Source organism: Roseateles sp. L2-2 (genome assembly GCF_050613215.1).
Classification (GTDB): domain Bacteria; phylum Pseudomonadota; class Gammaproteobacteria; order Burkholderiales; family Burkholderiaceae_C; genus Roseateles; species Roseateles noduli.
Genome location: NZ_CP192509.1, coordinates 3,489,838 through 3,506,318 on the forward strand (window position 1 = coordinate 3,489,838; position 16,481 = coordinate 3,506,318).

The window sequence follows — 16,481 nt, forward strand, 5'->3', positions numbered from 1 at the left end:
CGTCAAACGTCCGATCCTTGAACGGATGCGACGGGTTCGCCAGTAATGTCCTGCTGGTCGATGACGCGAATGACGGATGTCAATTCGCCAGGCAAACCGGAGCCGGGGTGGCGCGTGACAAAGCCAGCACGTACAACTTCCTGGCGTTGCCGGGCGCGAGCGCGCCGGCGGCCATTCCAACATGCCGTTCTTCAGGAATTCCCCGCAGGCTCAGCCCTACGAGCACACGTCGATCGACCTGGACGACTTTGAAGTCATCATCGGTCGGAAAGATGGGCAAGACCTGGAGGTGGAGCAGCTCGAATTCATCAATGGGATCGTCGAGCGGGCCCATCGAACGAAGACAGCGTTCTCCACCCATTTCTCGCCATTGAATCTGACGGAGCGCCACGTCGCCTCGGAGGATCCCGCGTTCAAGGCGATGTGTTCGCGCGGCATCGAACTGCTGGGGGTCGATCCCGATGCCGACGACGGCGCCATCGCGCTGGCCGCGCGGCGCGCGGCGGACTCGGCGGAAGCCTTCCTCCGCACCCCCGCGGCCGGCGACACGCGGTTGGGGCGGTACGCCCGCGAGGTCCGGCTTCGCGCCCGGGAGACGCTCGCAGAACGCATCCTGCGGACGCCACAACCCATGGGCGGCAGAGTCCGGATCACGTCGCGATCCGATGAGTTCGCCCTCACGACACGCGAACGTGCGCGGTTGATGGCCGAATGCTTCGGTGTCCATCGCGGACCGGATGTGCCGGGCGTCGACTTCATCCTCGACGCCCGCGGCAAGGTCGCCTACGCCTTCAAGCCCATGACGGAAGCGGCGCCGCGCGCCGTCTGCAGGTCAAGGCTCCATGTCTCCATGAGCAGGGCGGTCAGCAAGGGCTCGATCGAGGCGGAGATCGCGTCCCACCCGGTGCCGGCGGTGATCGTGTCGATGCCGGGACGCTGGGGAACGGTCGCGACGTCGGCGCATCCGGAGCGTGACATCGAGGAGGCCGAGGAGACGCTCGGACTCCTGATGATCGCACCGCCCGGCTTCGACCTCTGTCTGGCCTCCGCAGACGACGAGCGGGAACACGGCACGGAAGCCGGGGGGCGTCGCCTGTCCGAAGCGTTGGCCCGTCCTCTGACGAACGAGACCTTCGAACTTCTGGCCCTGACCGCGATGTGCGCGGGGGACACCCGCCTCGGTCTCGACGGCGTGCTGGTCGACGAAGGCGGTCGCGCCTGGATGCTCGATCACGACGGTTCCTTCGCCGCCCGGCAGGCGGCGGCCGGCCTGACCGCGCAGGAACGGCTCCCGCAGGAACGGCTCCCGCAGGACATGCCGATGCGCCCGGACAGGCTGCGCGCCCTGGCGCGACTGGAAAGCCCGACGAAGGACACCGGGACGTTCGGGCAGCCCACCGATCGCGAACGACGGCTGCTGGCAGAGGCGCTGGGCAGGACCGGCGACGACCTCGCGGCCTTGGACGCGCTGTGGCCCTCCCCGGCCGAGCTGGCGGGGCTGCAACGTCGTCTGGTGGAAGTCGGCGCCTGGGCTGCGCACGTCAACCGCATGGCGGCTCAATTGCTGGCCGAGGACGATCCGACGGAGGTCATGGACCTGCAGCACCTGCTGACCGAGCATGGGTCGGTGCGATGGCTTCTCGCGGCGGATGAGCGTGAGGACGCGCGATCTCGTCCGGTCGCGTGAACCCGGGACCGTTGCCACGCGACATACGGGAATGACACCTTTGCCTGCCCCACGCCCCGCCGCGGCCGACGCACGCCCGGCCCTGCCGCGCCCCGGCACGCCGCTTCCTCCTCCGCGCCAGGCCTGGCGCCAGACGCGTCGCCGATTGCGGCTGGCCGTGGACGACCTGCGTCGCGCCGTCATCGAGCGCTGCGAGGCCCATCCGGATCGCGCCCGCCTGACGATCGCGCTCGACGAGGCGATCACCGACCTGGAGACCCTGATCGACGGCTTCGACGGCCCCCTGGTCGAGCTGCTCGAGGCCGCCGAGAAGGCGTCGGACCGCGGCGTCCGCGACGACGTGCTGCGCCGCGTCGGGGTCCATGTGGCCGACGGCCGTCAGCGCTTCGCGTGCGACGACCTGGTGGAACTGATGGACACGAACGGTTTCGTGGAACTCGGCCTGCGATCGGGGCTGGACGCCGCGCTGGCCGAACTCGCGCGGCGCCTCGGCGTCGAGGCGGCCACGACGACCTCCGCGACCGCCGCGACCGCCGCGATCTCCAATCCGCCCCCCAGGAGCTGACACCATGCCTCTCTCGCAGTCCTTGTGCATCGGCGCGCGCGAGACGCCACCGCTCCCGGCGTCGAACGTCCACGACCCGGCCCGCCTGCGGTCGTGCGAAGTCCGTTTCATCGACCGACTCGCCGACCGTTTGGCCGACCGGCATGGGTGCGACCGGGCCGCTGCGGTACGGGCATCGATGGCCCACTGTCTCGAAGACTTTCTGGAAGCGGACTGGGGCGTGCGTCTGCGCGCCGGGGAGTCGCCCGGACCAGGGAAGCCCGATCCGATGCAGGCGCGAGCGCTGGCTCGCCTGTTCACCAACCGCTGGGAGACGCCATGTCCCGGCGGCGTCGACGCGACCTCGGCGTTTCCCGAGAACGACGCGCTGCAACCCCTCCTGTTGAGGATCGACGACATGCGTACGCCCCCCGACCTGTTCCTGGCGGCAGCGCGAGGCGGCGGAGGCTGGGAACGGCCGCTCGATCCGACGCTCGTCGACAGGATCCTGCGGATAGCCCCTCACGCGCTGATGGCGTCCCTCGACCGCGCCCTGGACTGGCACCGCTGGCCTCGCGCCGGCCACGGCGACCGGCAGGCGGGATTGAGCCGCGGTGCGGTCTATCGCAGCGTCGACACGATCAGGACGTTCCAGAACGTGCTCCAGGCACATCCTCGCGCGACGTTGCGGGAACTGTTCGAACGTTTCTCCAATCACGTGACGATCTGGCTGTCCCACCTCCGTCCGGACGGCCTCGATGCCGTCCAGACCGTGCCTCGCGGCCACCGTCAGAGCGAGATGCGCACGACCGTGCTTCCACCGACATCGCCGGCGACGTTGGCGTGTCCGCCAGCGGTCTCCGGGCGCTCGCGGCCCGTGGCGGCATCGCCGCGCCAGCCCGACCCGCCGTGCCGGGCAGACCCGCCGGCGACCATCGCGGACAACGAGCTGTCCGCCTGGCTGCGTCATTACGCCCCGTTCAACCCGTTCAAGCGGCGGGACAGAACCGTCGCGCCGCTTCTGCGCGACGCCATCGCCCTGCGTCTGCGGGCCTCGGGCCCGCTTCGTCGGCGGGCCGCGGAGAAGCTGCTCCGGGCGACTGTCGAGGCGGCGGAGAAGATCTCCAGGGGTCTGGAGCGACTCGGCAAGGACGACGCGCGGCGCGTGGAGGCGGACAACGGGCGCCTGAAGACGCTCTGGCGGCTCATCGAAGACACCAGGAACCGCTACGACCTGCCTCTGCCGGAGTTGCCGCCGGCGTCGGCGACCGTCACCAGGCGTTCATGGTTGCCGTGGCGACGCCGCGCGCAGCGACAGGCCCAGCCAGAATGAACGCCCGGGCGCCGGCTCGTAGAACCGGCCGTTGCCATCGTTGACGATGACGCTGCCGACGTAGCGCCGGTCGGCGGCGTTGTCGACGCGCGCGATCAGCTCCGCGCGCATCGCGCCCAGGGTCCAGCCGTGCCGGGCGCGCAGGTTGAGCACGCCGTAGCCGCCGGCCCACTCGCTGTTGACGTCGTTCACCGCGGTGCGCTTCACGCCTCGCCATTCGACCGCGAGTTCGCCGTCGCGCGCGGCCTCGAACGGCCGCCAGGCGAGTTCCGCGTAGGCGCTGCCGCCGTTGGTGCCCGCGATGCGCTTGCCCGCGGCCACCGGCACGTCGGCGGTCGGGCACGGCGTGCCAGTGCAGGTCAGGAAGCCGTCGCGATAACGCGCCTTCAGTGTCCCCAGCGCCATCTGCGCGCGCCAGCGCGGCGCGAGGTCCCACGCGCCGGAGAGCTCCACGCCGCTGCGCCGCGTGCGGCCGACGTTCTGGAAACTCGAGCGTCCGCCGCTGTTGGTCAGCACGCCGATCTCGTCGCGCGTGGCGACGTGGAAGGCTGTGGCGTCGAACTCGACCGTCCCGGCGCGCCACTTCGCCCCGACTTCCTGCTGCACGCTCTTCTGCGGCCGCAAGGCGGTGTTGAAACCGCCCTGCCCGTCGGCGCGATAGGCCAGCTCGTTGAGGGTCGGCGACTCGAATCCGCGACCCAGCGCGGCATGCAGCAGCAGCGAGGGCGCGACCTTCCAGCCCAGTCCCACCGCCGGGTTGGCGTAGTCGTAGCGCAGCGATCCGGAATCGTCGCCGTTGCCCAGGAAGCGGTCGCGCGCCGACAGCGAGACCCGTCCCGCGCGCACGCCGGCGCTGGCGGTGAGCGTCGTCGTCAGCGGGAGTTCGCCCTGGGCGTAGGCCTCGCGCGTGACGGCCCGGTTCTGCTCGTCGCGGCGCAGCGCGCCCGTGACGCCCAGTTGCTGCGACGCGCCCGCGCCGAGGAAGTTCTCGTAGCCCTGACGGTCGTCCTCCTGGCGTTCCAGGTTCACGCCGGTGGCCAGCGTCGCGGAGCCGAGCCGCCACAGCGCGCGTGTGTCGATGCCGTCGTAGTCCCGGCTGAAGTCCACGACGCCGCCGCCGCTGCCCGGCGGCGTCTGCGCGCCCACGGCGATGGACTGCCACTGCGTCACCGAGCGGCGCCCGGTGTAGGCGGTGAGCACGCTCTCGGACAGGATGCCGCCGTCGTCGAAACGATGCCGCCAGCGCGTACCGAGCTGCGTCTGGCTCGCGTTCTTGCGGGTATTGAACTGTTCCGCCTGGGACGCGGTCTGGTCCGGATCGGCGGCGAACTGCGCCGCGGTCAGCCCGAGCGGATCCTGCGCGCGCTGATCGATGTCGCTGACCAGCAGCAGGACCTGATCACGCGCGCCCGTCCAGGCCAGGCGGCCGTTGGCCAGCGTGCGCCGCGCGGCGCTGTGCGGACGGAAGCCATCGGTCTCCATGCGCGAGGCGCCGACCTGCGCCTCCCATCCGTCTCCGAAGGGCGTCCCGGCGGTGACGCGCGCCTGGCGCAGCCCGGCGCTGCCGGCGTCGAGGTCCAGTTCGGCGAAGCGTTCGCGCACCGGCGCGCTCACCAGCGCGATCACGCCGCCCGAGCTGTTGCCGTAGAGCGCCGAGAACGGTCCGCGCAGCACCTCCACGCGCGCGGCCGAGGCCAGGTCGAAGTGCGTGACCTGGCCCTGTCCGTCGGGCATCGTCGCCGGAATGCCGTCGGTGTAGAGGCGCAGCCCGCGCACGCCGAACGGCGCCCGCGCGCCGAAGCCGCGCGAGGACAGCTGCAGGTCCTGCGCGTAGTTCTGACGGTTGTTGGCGGTGAGGCCGGGCACGCGGTTCAGCGCCTCGGACAGGTTGATCATCGGGCCCGCGGCGCGCAGGGTGTCGGCGTCGATCACGGAGGCCGCGTACGGGGCCTCGTCGAGCCGGCGCTCGGCCACGCTGCCGGAGACCACGACCGTCGGCAGGGGCCGGGTGCTCCCGGCCGGCGCCGAAGCCGCCGGTGTCCGGGCCTGAACCTGCTCCTGAACCTGCTCCTGAACCTGCACCTGCTCCTGAACCTGCACCTGGGCCTGCACCTGGGCCTGCACCGCGCCGCACAGGCCGCCGAGCATGGCCACGCCCGCGCAGGCGGTGTATCGCTTCGTCTTCATCGTCCTCCCGGGAATGCCCGTGTAGCGTACGTCGAACCAGCCGCCGCTTGAGCAAGCGGAGTGCCAGGTCGTGCCGAGGCTCCTGCGGCTGCGCCGGTGGGTGCGTGGCGCGGAACCCCGGGGTGCAGGACGAGGACCAAGCCCAGTGCCCCCGCAGCGATCCCGTCGGGACCACGGCCGGGCCGCCGGGAGATCGTCGCGCATGCCATCCTTCATCAGCTCATTCATCCACACGCGCAAGAGCGCCCCACCGTCGAAGTCCGTCCCGGACGCCGGGATGACCGCGACCCAGCAGGGCTTTCTCCAGACGCTGCTCACGAAGCAGGCGCACCGCCCCACGAGACGCGCCTTCGCCCGGCGGGTCGACCGCGCCGTGCGCAAGGCCGTCAAGGTGATCGGCAGGCACGTGGGCACGCCGGATCCGCACAGCTTCGCCTCACTGCGGCGCGACTACGACGCCTGGTGCGCCCGTCCCCGGACCGAGGCCTTCGACGAAGGCGAGGCACGGCGCCTGCGCCGGTCGGCCACGAGCTACATCGCGCGGAAGTCGCGCGCCGGCCGCCCCGACGACGTCGGCAAGGCCAAGATCCACCTGGCTTCTTGCTACCTGCTCGAACTCGAACAACGCCTCCTGGCCGACCGCCGGCGACGTCAGCAGGCGATCGATGCGCAATTCCCGGACCGCCACGGCGACCGGCCCGCCAAGCGCGAGGAAGGCCGGGAGGCGCATGCCCAGGCCTTGCGCGAACTCCGCCGCGACGTCGATCTCGCCGAGGCGGCGGACGCGGAGCCCGCGCCCCCGGGAACGCCGGCCCCGGTCGCGCCGGATGCGGTCGTCCGGGACATCGACGACCTGGACGTGTACCGCTTCCATCCGATGCCCACGCGCGCGCAAGCCGGCGAGTCCGGCCGGGGACCCCAGAACGCCGCCCTGATGGGCGCGCTCGATGCGCGCCTGAAGCAGCTCGGGGTGGACCTCGGTATTCCCGAGGCCTCCGCGGCGACGCTGGACGGCGCCGTCGGCGTCCTGGTCGATGGCGAGGGACAGTGGCTGGAGGGGCACCTGGGGGCGGACCTGGTCGGCGGACCCGCCCTGCAGCGCGCCGTGCTGGCGCAGTGGCTGATGGGGCGGCCCGGCGCGGGGTGGGACCAGATGCGATTCGACACGCGCGGCCAGTTGCGGCCGTCCGCACTGCAGATGGACGTGACCCGGCCCGGGGAGATCGCGCGGGAAGGGCTGCGCGGCGTCTCGCCGCTGTTCACGCATCCCCGGCGCGCCGGCGAGACCCTGCCGGCGCTGCACCAGCCCGTCGACGCGGCGCTGGCGGAATGCATCGTGCGGCTGGATCTTCAGGCGTTGACACGGAGCCTGCACATCGACCGCGCACGGATCGACGTCGCCGTCGCCAGGCGGGCCGCCCAGACGGGTCTGCCTCCTCGACATTTCGCCCGAACGCGGAAGGACGCGATCGGCCTCATGCTCGAACCGCTGCGGGCGCTGCAGACGGCGCTGAAGGCGGGGCCCCACCTGCCGCTGGCGATGGTCCTGGCGGACGCGGCGGAAGCACTGTCCCTCCGCCATCCCCGGTGAGCCGCGGACGGCCGGTGGCGGCCGGGCATCCCGCTTGCTGATCCGTCGGCTGCCGCCGCCCCGACCGGGGCGGCCCTTCGACGGAGAAGCCGATGAACAAGAAGATGACCGCCCGCCCCCTGTCCGTGGGCCCTGCCCCGCGCCCTTCCCTTCGCGCCCGTCGGATCACCCGCGTCGCGGGTGCCGTCGTCGCGCTGAGCGCCCTGGCCGCCTGCTCGCACCCGGCGCTCGCGCTTGAGGCCCAACCCGCGACGCCGCCCGGCTACGGCCCCAACCCCGCGCTGCCCGAGCCGCAGAAATCGCTGGTGCCGACCATCAACGTCGCCAAGGCCGTCGGCTGGCCCGCCGGCGCGAAGCCGCAGGCCGCGGCCGGTCTGGCGGTGACGCGCTTCGCCGACAAGCTCGACCATCCGCGCTGGCTCTACGTGCTGCCCAACGGCGACGTGCTCATCGCCGAAACCAACGCGCCGGTGCGCCCCGACGACGGCAAGGGCCCCAAGGCCTGGATCACCAAGCAGTTCCAGAAGAAGGCCGGCGCCGGGCCCAAGAGCGCCAACCGCATCACCCTGCTGCGCGACACCAACGGCGACGGCGTCGCGGACCAGCGCTTCGCGTTCGCGGAGGGCCTGAACTCGCCGTTCGGCATGGCGCTGGTCGGCAACAGCTTCTACGTCGCCAACACCGACGCGATCGTGCGCTTCCCCTATGCGACGGGGCAGACCAAGCTCGCCGGCAAGCCGACGAAGGTGGCGGACCTGCCCGGCGGCACGATCAACCACCACTGGACCAAGAGCCTGATCGCCAACGCCGAAGGAACGAAGCTGTATGCCGGCATCGGCTCCAACAGCAACGTCGCCGAGAACGGCATCGAGAACGAGCAGCGCCGCGCCGCGATCCTGGAGGTCGACCTGCAGAGCGGCTCGACGCGGGTGTTCGCCTCGGGCCTGCGCAACCCGGTCGGCCTGGCGTGGGAGCCCACCAGCAAGGCGCTGTGGGTGGCGGTGAACGAGCGCGACGAACTCGGCGACGACCTGGTCCCCGACTACATCACCTCGGTCCAGGACGGCGGCTTCTACGGCTGGCCGTACAGCTGGTACGGCAACCACGTCGACGAACGCGTCAAGCCGCAGCGGCCCGAGCTCGTCGAGAAGGCGCTGGTGCCCGACTTCGCGGTGGGCGCGCACACGGCCTCGCTGGGGCTGGCCTCGTCGGACGGCAACAAGCTGACGCAGGACTTCGCGCACGGCATGTTCATCGGTCAGCACGGCTCGTGGAATCGCAAGGTCCCGGCGGGCTACAAGGTGGTGTTCGTGCCCTTCGTGGGCGCCAAGCCCAGCGGACTCCCCATCGACGTCGTGACGGGCTTCCTCGATGCCCAGGGTCAGGCGATGGGCCGCCCGGTCGGCGTCGCGCTCGACCGCCAGGGCGCGCTGCTGGTGGCCGACGACGTCGGCAACGTGATCTGGCGCGTCACCGCGTCCGGGGCCGCGGGGCCGCAGGCGGCCTTCCCGGCCGCGGCGGGCGCGGCCAGCACGCCGGCGTCGCGCTGAGACGAACCGGACGGCCGGGGGATCGACAGAGTCCGGCAGGCCCTCGCGACAACCCGTTCGGGTCGGCGACGGGCGAGCCGGTACTCCCCATGTCCTTCCCTCCCCTGTTCCCGCTGCTCCGGCACCCTGCGAACGATGTCCACGACGCCGACTTTCCCGAGGGCGGCCCGGCGGCATCCGCGGCGGCCCGGACGCCGCGCGACCGTCAGCAGCAACACTTCCTCTCCCGCTTGGGCGCCCGGATACGCCAGGCCTTTCGCGGACCGCCGACTCGCATCGACGTCCGGCCTCCGGCACCGATCACCATGACCGGGGTCCAGGCGAAACATCGGGCATGGTGCCACGCTGGACGTCCCGCCACCGGCGAGACCATGACGGCGTTCCTGGATGCGGGGTGGACCTTCCTCAACTTGCACAGCCGGCGCGAGTCCCGGCGGCAGAAAGCCGAGACCGAGACCGTGAACCGGCTGCTGGACGATCTGCGCGCCGTGTGGGCCGCGAACAGGCTGGCCTCCCGGAGGTCGCTGCCGGGACGGTTGCTGGCGCGACTGACGGCCTGCCTGCCCGCCGCCTGCTGGCGCGGCGTCCGCAAGAAAAGGGCGCATGCCCGCGCCGCAGACCGGGTCCGAGAGCGATGGCTGTCGTCCCCGGCCTCACGTGCCGACGTGGCAACATAGTTCCATATTCCATTGATTTGGCACTTTATTTCCAATTCACTTGACCTGAAATCAGCAATAAAGTACTGTTTCAGGACGAATTGGAACTTTATTGCCATGCTCACACTCCCTGAGATCTCCGGCATCCTCCGTGACACCGCCCGTCGCAACGGGCTGACGCAGGCGCGTCTGGCCGACACGGCGGGCATCTCGGCCCGCACGCTCACGCACGTGCTCAGCGGTCAGGAGGACTTCCGCGTCTCCACCTTGATGAGCGTGGCGCATCAACTGGGGCTGGAGCTGGTGCTGGTGCCCAAGGGCGCCGCCCGGGCGGTCGCCGCGGGGGACGCCGTCGGCCCGCCGGTGCGTTCCGTGGTCACCGAGGCCCTGGAGGCCTTGCATGCGCGTCAGGATGCCCGCGCCGCCGGCAAGGAACGCGCATGAACGTGAAGGTGCTGGCCATCCATCTGGGCGCGTTGCGTCTGGGCGTGCTGTTCCAGTACGTCCTGAACGACGACACGGTCATCAACCGGTTCGTGGCCGACGAAGACCTGATGACACGCGCGGGTCCGGCCGCACCGACCTTGTCGCTGTCCATGCGGGCGGCGACGCCCGAGGCGCAGGCCGCCTTGTGGCGCGACATCCGCTCGGTCAGCTTCAACGGCCGTCACTCCCCGTCCGCCGGCTGGATGCTGCCCGGCTTCTTCCAGAACCTGCTGCCCGAGGGCGTCTTCCGCCACCACGTCGCCGAACTGCGCGACTGCGCGCCCAACGACCATTTCGAGATGCTCGCGGCTTGCGGCAAGGATCTGCCCGGCAACGTTCATGCGCTCCCTGTCGAGCTGACGCGTGAGGAACTCGCGCGCTACGTCACGCAGGGTCAGGACGCGCTGGAGATGTCGGTCACCGCGGACCCGCTCGAGGAAGGCGTCTCGCTGTCGGGCGTGCAACCGAAGCTCGGCGTCATCCGCGAGGGCGAGCGCTACGTCGGCCGCACCAAGGACCACGACACCCACATCATCGCCAAGCTGCCGGTGGTGGGCCAGCCGCTGCTGCCCGAGGTCGAGGACCTGAGCCTGCGGCTGGCGCGCGCGGCCGGCGTGGACACCTGCGAGGCCGTGCTGGAACCGCTGGAACGGCTGGGCCTGCAGCACGGCTACGAACTGGGCGACGCGACGGCACGGACGAACTTCCTGGCCGTGACGCGCTTCGACCGGTCGCCGGCGGGGCGCATCCATGTCGAGGATTTCGCGCAGATCCTGGGCTGCTCGCCGGAGGACAAGTACGGTCGCGGGCCGGACGGCGCGCGGCTCAGCTACCTCGACCTCGCGGCGGTGCTCATGACCGAGCCCTCCATGGGCGAGCCGGCCGTGCACGAACTGCTGCGGCGCATCGTCGTCAACGAATTGATCGGCAACGCCGACATGCACCTGAAGAACATCGGCGTGCGCTACCTCGACGGCGTCACTCCGACGCTGTCGCCCGCCTACGACCTGGTGGCCTATGCGGTGTTCCATCGACTGCGCGGGCATGCGCTCCACATCGTGCCGCCCCATCTCCTGCCGCGACGCACCGCCTCGACGGACGCCGGTGACGCGCCCCTCCTGCGGCAGTCGATGTCCCCGGCACTGCTGCAGGTCTTCTGCGATCGCCTGAGGATCCCCGTCAAGCCGGCGGAAACGGCCATCACGCGCTGCGTGAAGGCGGCTTTCGCCACCTGGCCCGCGATGATCGAAGCGTCGACCTTGACCGATCAGCAGAAGGCGCGGCTGCTCGCGCAGTTCACCGCGCATCCCATGGTGGCGTCGCTGGCGCGTCGGGCTGAACGCGCTGCAGAACGGGCCGACTCCCCGCTCACGCGTCCTGCTGACGCTCGTACTCCCGGCTCTCCTGGCTGAGCTCGTCGCGCCACTGGCGGTCGAGTTCGTCGCGACGGCGTCGCAGTGCGGCGGACAGCGCGCGCCAGTCCACCGACGACGCATGCGTGAGCCGCGGCAGGATGCCCTGCTCCACGTCCTGCGCGTGGTGGGTGACGTAGCGGCCGAGCACCCCGACCAGCGGCGCGAACTGCGTGTCGTCCGCGCGCATGCGGCGCAACTGCGACATCAGGATGCGCACGACCAGGTGCTCGATCTCGGCCTCGTTGATGAGACGGCGCTCGACGGCGCCGATCTCCGGGCACTTGCGCACCGCCGGATAGAACAGTTCTTCCTCCAGCGTCGCATGCACGGTCAGCAGCGCACAGGTGCGGCGCACCAGCGCCTCGCAGGACTCGTGGTCGCCGAGCGCCCAGAGCCGGTCGAACTGGTGGAAGGCGTGCTGCGCGCGCTGGTGGTCGTCGACCAGCAGCCCCACGACCTCGTCGCGCGCCATCAGGTCCGCGCGGAAATCGGTCTGCGGCAGGACGTGCGACCTCATGCGGGTTCTCCTTGCGACACCCGGCTATCCAGCTGCTGGCGCGCCGGCGCGGCGTGATCGTCGTGATAGCGCTTCGGTCCGTCCGGATGCACGCCAGGATCGTCGGGATGTTCATGCGGCGCCTGGTCCGGTCCGGGCGCGGGCGGCTCGGCGGGACGCTCCTCGTCGGCGCGTCGCGGTTGGTCGGGCTTGGGCGAGGCCGCCAGCACTGCGGTGCGGAACGTCTCGAAGGCCGGGTCGTTCATGAGGCGGAACTCCTGGGAAGCCTGTGTTCATCGTGATCCGGCAAACGCGGTGCCGCCCCCGGGGCGGTCACGACGCCCGCTTCGGCAGCGCTTGCCGACAGAACGTCCGGTGGCGCACCGCAATCGGGAGGAAGCGCACGAGTCCGGTCGCCGACCCTCGTCGCTGTCAGGCGCGCCGCTTGCAAGGCGTCCCGCGACACAAGGAAAGCCATGTACCAACTGCCCCTCCCCTTCGAGGCCCACACGGTGCCGCCGAACCCGCCGCATCCGAACGAAGTCCCCTTCGTCCCGCCGCCGCCGCACGGCCCCGCGCCCGAGCCCGGCGACGATCCGCCCGGCGTCATCGACCCGCCCATTCCCGGCGAGAACCCGGTGCCCGTGCGCGAACCGCCCTACATGCCGCCGCCGACGGCCGTGAACTGAGGCCTGAGCCAGGCGGTCCGGGCACTCCGGGCGGACCGGGCCGCGCCCCCGGGGCGCATGTCGGCCCGCACCGGCCTTGGGCGGCACGGCGATTGCCATCTTCAGGGGCTTGTTTCCCTCTGTCACAGGAGTCGCCTTTGAATGCATTGCTGCTCCCGGCGCTGCGCCGGGCATGCGCCGACGGCGTGTTGGCCAGCCTGTTCTCAGGACTGGCGCTGTTGCGCGGCAGCCGGTCCGACCATGCCCATCTGGTCGGTCGTTCCGAGTACCGCGTCGGCCGTCCGCCGCTCAAGACCTCCGCCGCCGACATCGCGCTGCACGCCGCCACCGGCATCGTCTGGGGCGCCCTCTACGACCGGCTGCGCGCGATGCGCCGCCGGCCCACGCGCGGCAACGCGGTCACCGACGCGCTGCTGCTGACGGCGGTCGCCGTCGGCGTCGACCGCGTCGTCACGCCCAGCGTGCTCACGCCCGGCGCCGACAAGCGGGCCACCGCCTCGGGCACGCGGCCGCCCTCGGTCACCAGCCTGCTGCTGGTCTACGGCGCCTTCGCCGCCGGACTGGCGCTGGGCGGCATGCACGCGCTCAAGGGGCATCCGGTCCACGCCGACGATGGCGACGAGGATGCGGACGACGGCGACGGCGACTTCTTCCTCGCAGACCCTGCGCCGCGTCGCGCGGGGGGCCGGGCATGAAGTCGCTGCACCTCCAGATCCGTTTCCTGGTTCCGCTGCTGATCACCCTGACCCTCGCGGCGCTGCTGGCGCTGCCGCTGCTGGACCGCATGACGCTGCGCTGGTTCTCGCGCGACCTGAGCCTGCGCGGCGCGATGGTCGCCAAGACCCTGTCCGTCGCGATCAGCGACATCGATCCCAGCGCCCAGCGCGAACGCCTGCGCAACCTGCTGGAGCGCGGCGTGCTCGACGAGCGCCTCGTCGGCATCGCGCTGTGCGCGCCCGACGGCACGCAGGTCATGAGCACCAAGGGCTTCCCGGGCTCGCTCAGCTGCAAGGAGGCCGAGGCCAGCGCCGCGTTGAAAGATCCCCGGCTGGAACTGACCAGCGGCGCCGTCCACATCGGCGTGTTCCCGGTCAATCCCGGGCAGCCCGACGCCGAGCGGCTGGTCCTGCTGCACGACCTCAGCCTGCCCGACCGGCGCAGCCTGGACACGCGGCGCTACATGATCATCTTCATCACCGTGCTGGGCCTGGCGATCGCCGGCATCACGATGATCGTGGCGCAGCTGAGCTGGCGCGGCTGGGTCTCCGGCATGCGCGCCATCCTGCGCGGCGAGGGGCTGGTGCGGCCGCTGCTCAACACCGGCGGCTTCCGCGGCGGCCCCGAGACGGCCCCGCCCGAGCTGCAGCCGCTGGAGGTCGAGATCCGCCAGCACATCCGCGAGCTCGAGGACAACCTCTACCGCGAGCACGGTCCGCTCACGCCCTGGGACCCCGAGCGGCTGCGCAGCCTGCTGCGCACGCAGCTGCGCGGCGACCAGGTGATCGTGGTCTCCAACCGCGAGCCCTACATCCACCAGCGCGGTCCGGACGGCATCAGCGTGAGCCGGCCCGCGAGCGGCCTGGTCACCGCGGTCGAACCCGTCATGCGCGCCTGCTCCGGCACCTGGATCGCGCACGGCAGCGGCAGCGCGGACCGGGACGTCGTCGACGCGCACGACCGCGTCGCCGTGCCGCCGGACACGCAGGACTACCTGCTGCGCCGCGTCTGGCTGAGCGAAGAGGAGGAGCGCGGCTACTACCAGGGCTTCGCCAACGAAGGTCTCTGGCCGCTGTGCCACGTGGCGCACGTGCGGCCGGTGTTCCGCGAATCGGACTGGGCGCAGTACAAGGCCGTGAACCAGCGCTTCGCCGACGCGGTCGTCGCAGAGGCCCGCGGCGACGATCCGGTGGTGCTGGTGCAGGACTACCACTTCGCCCTGCTGCCCGCGATGGTCCGCGAGAAACTGCCCAAGGCCACCATCATCACCTTCTGGCACATCCCCTGGCCCAACCCCGAGTCCTTCGGCATCTGCCCGTGGCGCCGCGAGCTGCTGCAAGGCATGCTGGGCAGCACCATCCTGGGCTTCCACACCCGCTTCCACTGCAAGAACTTCACCGAGACGGTGGACCGCTATCTGGAGGCGCGCATCGAGCACGAGCATTCGACCATCAGCTACCAGGACGAGCCGACGCTGGTGCAAAGCTACCCGATCTCGATCGCGTGGCCGACCGACGAGGAACGTGCCGGCTGGGATTCGCCGGCGGACGCGCGCGCGGCGGTCTTCGAACGGCTGAAGCTCGCCCCCGACACGGTGATGGCGGTCGGCGTGGACCGCTTCGACTACACCAAGGGCATCCTGGAACGGCTGCACGCGGTGGAGCGCCTGCTGGAGAAGCATCCGCAGTGGCAGGGGCGCTTCGTGCTCGTGCAGGTGGCCGCGCCGACGCGCAACGCGCTGGAGGAGTACCGCGAATTCCAGGACCGCATCCATCGCGTCACCGAGCGCATCAACCTGCGCTTCGGCGACGCCGGCTACAAGCCGGTCGTGCTGCTGGCCGAGCACCACGACCATGCGGCGCTGATGACGCTCTACCGTGCCGCGCACATGTGCGTGGTGACCAGCCTGCATGACGGCATGAACCTGGTCTCCAAGGAGTTCATCGCCGCGCGCGACGACGAACAGGGCGTGCTGATCCTCAGCCGCTTCGCCGGCGCGGCGCGCGAGCTGCAGGAGGCGCTGGTCATCAACCCGTACCACGTCGAAGAGACCACCGACGCCCTGCACCGCGCGGCGCTCATGCCGCCGCAGGAACAGCGCGAGCGCATGGCCAGCCTGCGCATGACGGTGCGCGAGTTCAACGTCTACCGCTGGGCCGGCCGCATGCTGACCGACGCGGGTCAATGGCGGCTGCGCGAGCGCATCACGCGCCGCGTGCAGCGGCGATCGAGGGAAGCTGGACAGGAGACGCTGACGCCATGATGCCGGTGCGATATCTGCTCGACGCGGAGGGCCGCGCCGCGGTCGCCCGCCTCATGACACGCCGTCCCCTGCTGGGCTTCGACTTCGACGGCACGCTGGCGCCCATCGTCATGCATCCCGACGAGGCCCGGTTGCCCGAGCCCACCGCGAAACTGCTGGAGCGGCTGGCCGCGCGCCTGCCGGTCGCGGTGGTGAGCGGCCGCCAGGTGCTGGACGTGCGGCACCGGCTGGGCTTCAAGCCCACGCACATCGTCGGCAACCACGGCGCGGAGGACGAGTTCGACGGACCCGACCCGCATGTGGTGACGACGCTGGGGACGTTCCGGGAGCGCATGCTCCGCATGGAGCCGACGCTCAACCAGGCAGGGGCGACGATCGAGGACAAGGGGGCGTCCATCGCGATCCATTACCGGATGGCGAAGGATCCGGTGGCGGCGCGCAACGCGATCGCCGTGCTGGTCGCCGATCTGCCCGCGGGCATCGTCACCGAGCCGGGCAAGCGTGTCGTCAACGTGCTCGTCGAAGGCGCCCCCGACAAGGGTGATGCGATGACGCGTCTCACGGCGCGCTATGGCGCCGACGCGGGCTTCTACGTCGGTGACGACACCAATGACGAGCCGGCCTTCCAGCGTGCCGGCGCCGACTGGGTGACGGTGCGAGTCGGTCCGAGGCTCGATCACAGTCATGCGAGGTACTACCTCAACGAGCAGGCGGAGATCGATGAGGTGCTCCGACTCATGTTGGAGCACCTCGGTGAACCGGGAGAGGGGCGACCGGGTCCCCTTTTCGGAACTTAGGGAGGGAATTTGCTTGCCGGGAGGCAAGCAAAGGAGGGAGATGGAGAAAAGGGGACCCGGTTGACCCGAA

The 16,481-nt window shown here is 71.0% G+C and carries 15 protein-coding genes; 12 read left to right on the plus strand and 3 right to left on the minus strand.

Features of this window, described 5'->3' with window-relative positions; genetic code table 11:
* The first annotated feature begins 181 nt into the window (after positions 1–181).
* The 3 genes from ACQZ13_RS15625 to ACQZ13_RS15635 are packed head-to-tail and all read left to right on the plus strand — an operon-like array spanning position 182 to position 3,564.
* Positions 182–1,687 carry a hypothetical protein gene (locus tag ACQZ13_RS15625; protein ID WP_431045943.1) on the plus strand — a complete coding sequence of 502 codons (1,506 nt, stop codon included), beginning with the start codon at positions 182–184 and terminating at the stop codon, positions 1,685–1,687.
* A 40-nt stretch (positions 1,688–1,727) separates the two neighbouring features.
* Positions 1,728–2,252: a hypothetical protein gene (locus tag ACQZ13_RS15630; RefSeq protein WP_431045945.1), complete on the plus strand. Its 525-nt coding sequence runs from the start codon at positions 1,728–1,730 to the stop codon at positions 2,250–2,252.
* A gap of 4 nt (positions 2,253–2,256) precedes the next feature.
* On the plus strand, positions 2,257–3,564 hold the full coding sequence (locus ACQZ13_RS15635) for a hypothetical protein (protein ID WP_431045947.1): 1,308 nt from the start codon (positions 2,257–2,259) through the stop codon (positions 3,562–3,564).
* Here ACQZ13_RS15635 and ACQZ13_RS15640 read toward each other — a convergent pair.
* Positions 3,514–5,751 carry a TonB-dependent receptor family protein gene (locus tag ACQZ13_RS15640; protein ID WP_431045948.1) on the minus strand — a complete coding sequence of 746 codons (2,238 nt, stop codon included), beginning with the start codon at positions 5,749–5,751 and terminating at the stop codon, positions 3,514–3,516. The genes ACQZ13_RS15635 and ACQZ13_RS15640 overlap by 51 nt on opposite strands.
* Before the next feature lie 202 nt (positions 5,752–5,953).
* Between ACQZ13_RS15640 and ACQZ13_RS15645 the strand changes: the two genes are divergently transcribed.
* From ACQZ13_RS15645 to ACQZ13_RS15665, 5 genes are all read left to right on the plus strand, one after another.
* Positions 5,954–7,342 (plus strand): hypothetical protein, encoded by a 1,389-nt coding sequence (locus ACQZ13_RS15645; protein ID WP_431045950.1) that lies wholly within the window; start codon positions 5,954–5,956, stop codon positions 7,340–7,342.
* A gap of 104 nt (positions 7,343–7,446) precedes the next feature.
* Positions 7,447–8,892 carry a PQQ-dependent sugar dehydrogenase gene (locus ACQZ13_RS15650; protein WP_431053254.1) on the plus strand — a complete coding sequence of 482 codons (1,446 nt, stop codon included), beginning with the start codon at positions 7,447–7,449 and terminating at the stop codon, positions 8,890–8,892.
* An 89-nt stretch (positions 8,893–8,981) separates the two neighbouring features.
* Complete coding sequence (locus ACQZ13_RS15655; RefSeq protein ID WP_431045952.1) at positions 8,982–9,569, plus strand: hypothetical protein; 588 nt, start codon at positions 8,982–8,984, stop codon at positions 9,567–9,569.
* 96 nt (positions 9,570–9,665) lie between these two features.
* A complete protein-coding gene (locus ACQZ13_RS15660; protein WP_431045954.1) occupies positions 9,666–9,992 on the plus strand; it encodes a helix-turn-helix domain-containing protein in 327 nt (108 codons plus the stop codon).
* A complete protein-coding gene (locus ACQZ13_RS15665; RefSeq protein WP_431045956.1) occupies positions 9,989–11,446 on the plus strand; it encodes a type II toxin-antitoxin system HipA family toxin in 1,458 nt (485 codons plus the stop codon). Before ACQZ13_RS15660 ends, ACQZ13_RS15665 begins: the two co-directional genes overlap by 4 nt.
* Here the strand turns inward: ACQZ13_RS15665 and ACQZ13_RS15670 are convergent.
* Positions 11,403–11,966 (minus strand): hemerythrin domain-containing protein, encoded by a 564-nt coding sequence (locus ACQZ13_RS15670; RefSeq protein ID WP_431045958.1) that lies wholly within the window; start codon positions 11,964–11,966, stop codon positions 11,403–11,405. The genes ACQZ13_RS15665 and ACQZ13_RS15670 overlap by 44 nt on opposite strands.
* Positions 11,963–12,211 (minus strand): hypothetical protein, encoded by a 249-nt coding sequence (locus tag ACQZ13_RS15675; RefSeq protein ID WP_431045960.1) that lies wholly within the window; start codon positions 12,209–12,211, stop codon positions 11,963–11,965. The genes ACQZ13_RS15670 and ACQZ13_RS15675 overlap by 4 nt, the downstream gene beginning before the upstream one ends.
* Positions 12,212–12,421: 210 nt before the next feature.
* On the opposite strand from ACQZ13_RS15675, the gene ACQZ13_RS15680 reads away from it, so the two are divergent.
* The 4 genes from ACQZ13_RS15680 to otsB all read left to right on the plus strand — a co-directional run bounded on the left by ACQZ13_RS15680 (position 12,422) and on the right by otsB (position 16,411).
* Positions 12,422–12,634 (plus strand): hypothetical protein, encoded by a 213-nt coding sequence (locus tag ACQZ13_RS15680; protein WP_431045962.1) that lies wholly within the window; start codon positions 12,422–12,424, stop codon positions 12,632–12,634.
* Between the two features lie 137 nt (positions 12,635–12,771).
* Complete coding sequence (locus tag ACQZ13_RS15685) at positions 12,772–13,329, plus strand: hypothetical protein (RefSeq protein WP_431045964.1); 558 nt, start codon at positions 12,772–12,774, stop codon at positions 13,327–13,329.
* A complete protein-coding gene (locus ACQZ13_RS15690) occupies positions 13,326–15,614 on the plus strand; it encodes an alpha,alpha-trehalose-phosphate synthase (UDP-forming) (RefSeq protein ID WP_431045966.1) in 2,289 nt (762 codons plus the stop codon). Before ACQZ13_RS15685 ends, ACQZ13_RS15690 begins: the two co-directional genes overlap by 4 nt.
* On the plus strand, positions 15,611–16,411 hold the full coding sequence (gene otsB / locus ACQZ13_RS15695) for a trehalose-phosphatase (protein ID WP_431045968.1): 801 nt from the start codon (positions 15,611–15,613) through the stop codon (positions 16,409–16,411). The genes ACQZ13_RS15690 and otsB overlap by 4 nt, the downstream gene beginning before the upstream one ends.
* Positions 16,412–16,481 lie beyond the last annotated feature (70 nt).

Excerpts from the sequence above, each read along its gene's own strand:
- ACQZ13_RS15625 (WP_431045943.1), top strand. The coding sequence starts at position 182 with ATGCCGTTCTTCAGGAATTCCCCGCAGGCTCAGCCCTACGAGCACACG.
- ACQZ13_RS15635 (WP_431045947.1), top strand. The coding sequence starts at position 2,257 with ATGCCTCTCTCGCAGTCCTTGTGCATCGGCGCGCGCGAGACGCCACCG.
- ACQZ13_RS15640 (WP_431045948.1), bottom strand. The coding sequence starts at position 5,751 with ATGAAGACGAAGCGATACACCGCCTGCGCGGGCGTGGCCATGCTCGGC.
- ACQZ13_RS15645 (WP_431045950.1), top strand. The coding sequence starts at position 5,954 with ATGCCATCCTTCATCAGCTCATTCATCCACACGCGCAAGAGCGCCCCA.
- ACQZ13_RS15650 (WP_431053254.1), top strand. The coding sequence starts at position 7,447 with ATGACCGCCCGCCCCCTGTCCGTGGGCCCTGCCCCGCGCCCTTCCCTT.
- ACQZ13_RS15655 (WP_431045952.1), top strand. The coding sequence starts at position 8,982 with ATGTCCTTCCCTCCCCTGTTCCCGCTGCTCCGGCACCCTGCGAACGAT.
- ACQZ13_RS15660 (WP_431045954.1), top strand. The coding sequence starts at position 9,666 with ATGCTCACACTCCCTGAGATCTCCGGCATCCTCCGTGACACCGCCCGT.
- ACQZ13_RS15665 (WP_431045956.1), top strand. The coding sequence starts at position 9,989 with ATGAACGTGAAGGTGCTGGCCATCCATCTGGGCGCGTTGCGTCTGGGC.
- ACQZ13_RS15670 (WP_431045958.1), bottom strand. The coding sequence starts at position 11,966 with ATGAGGTCGCACGTCCTGCCGCAGACCGATTTCCGCGCGGACCTGATG.
- ACQZ13_RS15675 (WP_431045960.1), bottom strand. The coding sequence starts at position 12,211 with ATGAACGACCCGGCCTTCGAGACGTTCCGCACCGCAGTGCTGGCGGCC.
- ACQZ13_RS15680 (WP_431045962.1), top strand. The coding sequence starts at position 12,422 with ATGTACCAACTGCCCCTCCCCTTCGAGGCCCACACGGTGCCGCCGAAC.
- ACQZ13_RS15690 (WP_431045966.1), top strand. The coding sequence starts at position 13,326 with ATGAAGTCGCTGCACCTCCAGATCCGTTTCCTGGTTCCGCTGCTGATC.
- otsB (WP_431045968.1), top strand. The coding sequence starts at position 15,611 with ATGATGCCGGTGCGATATCTGCTCGACGCGGAGGGCCGCGCCGCGGTC.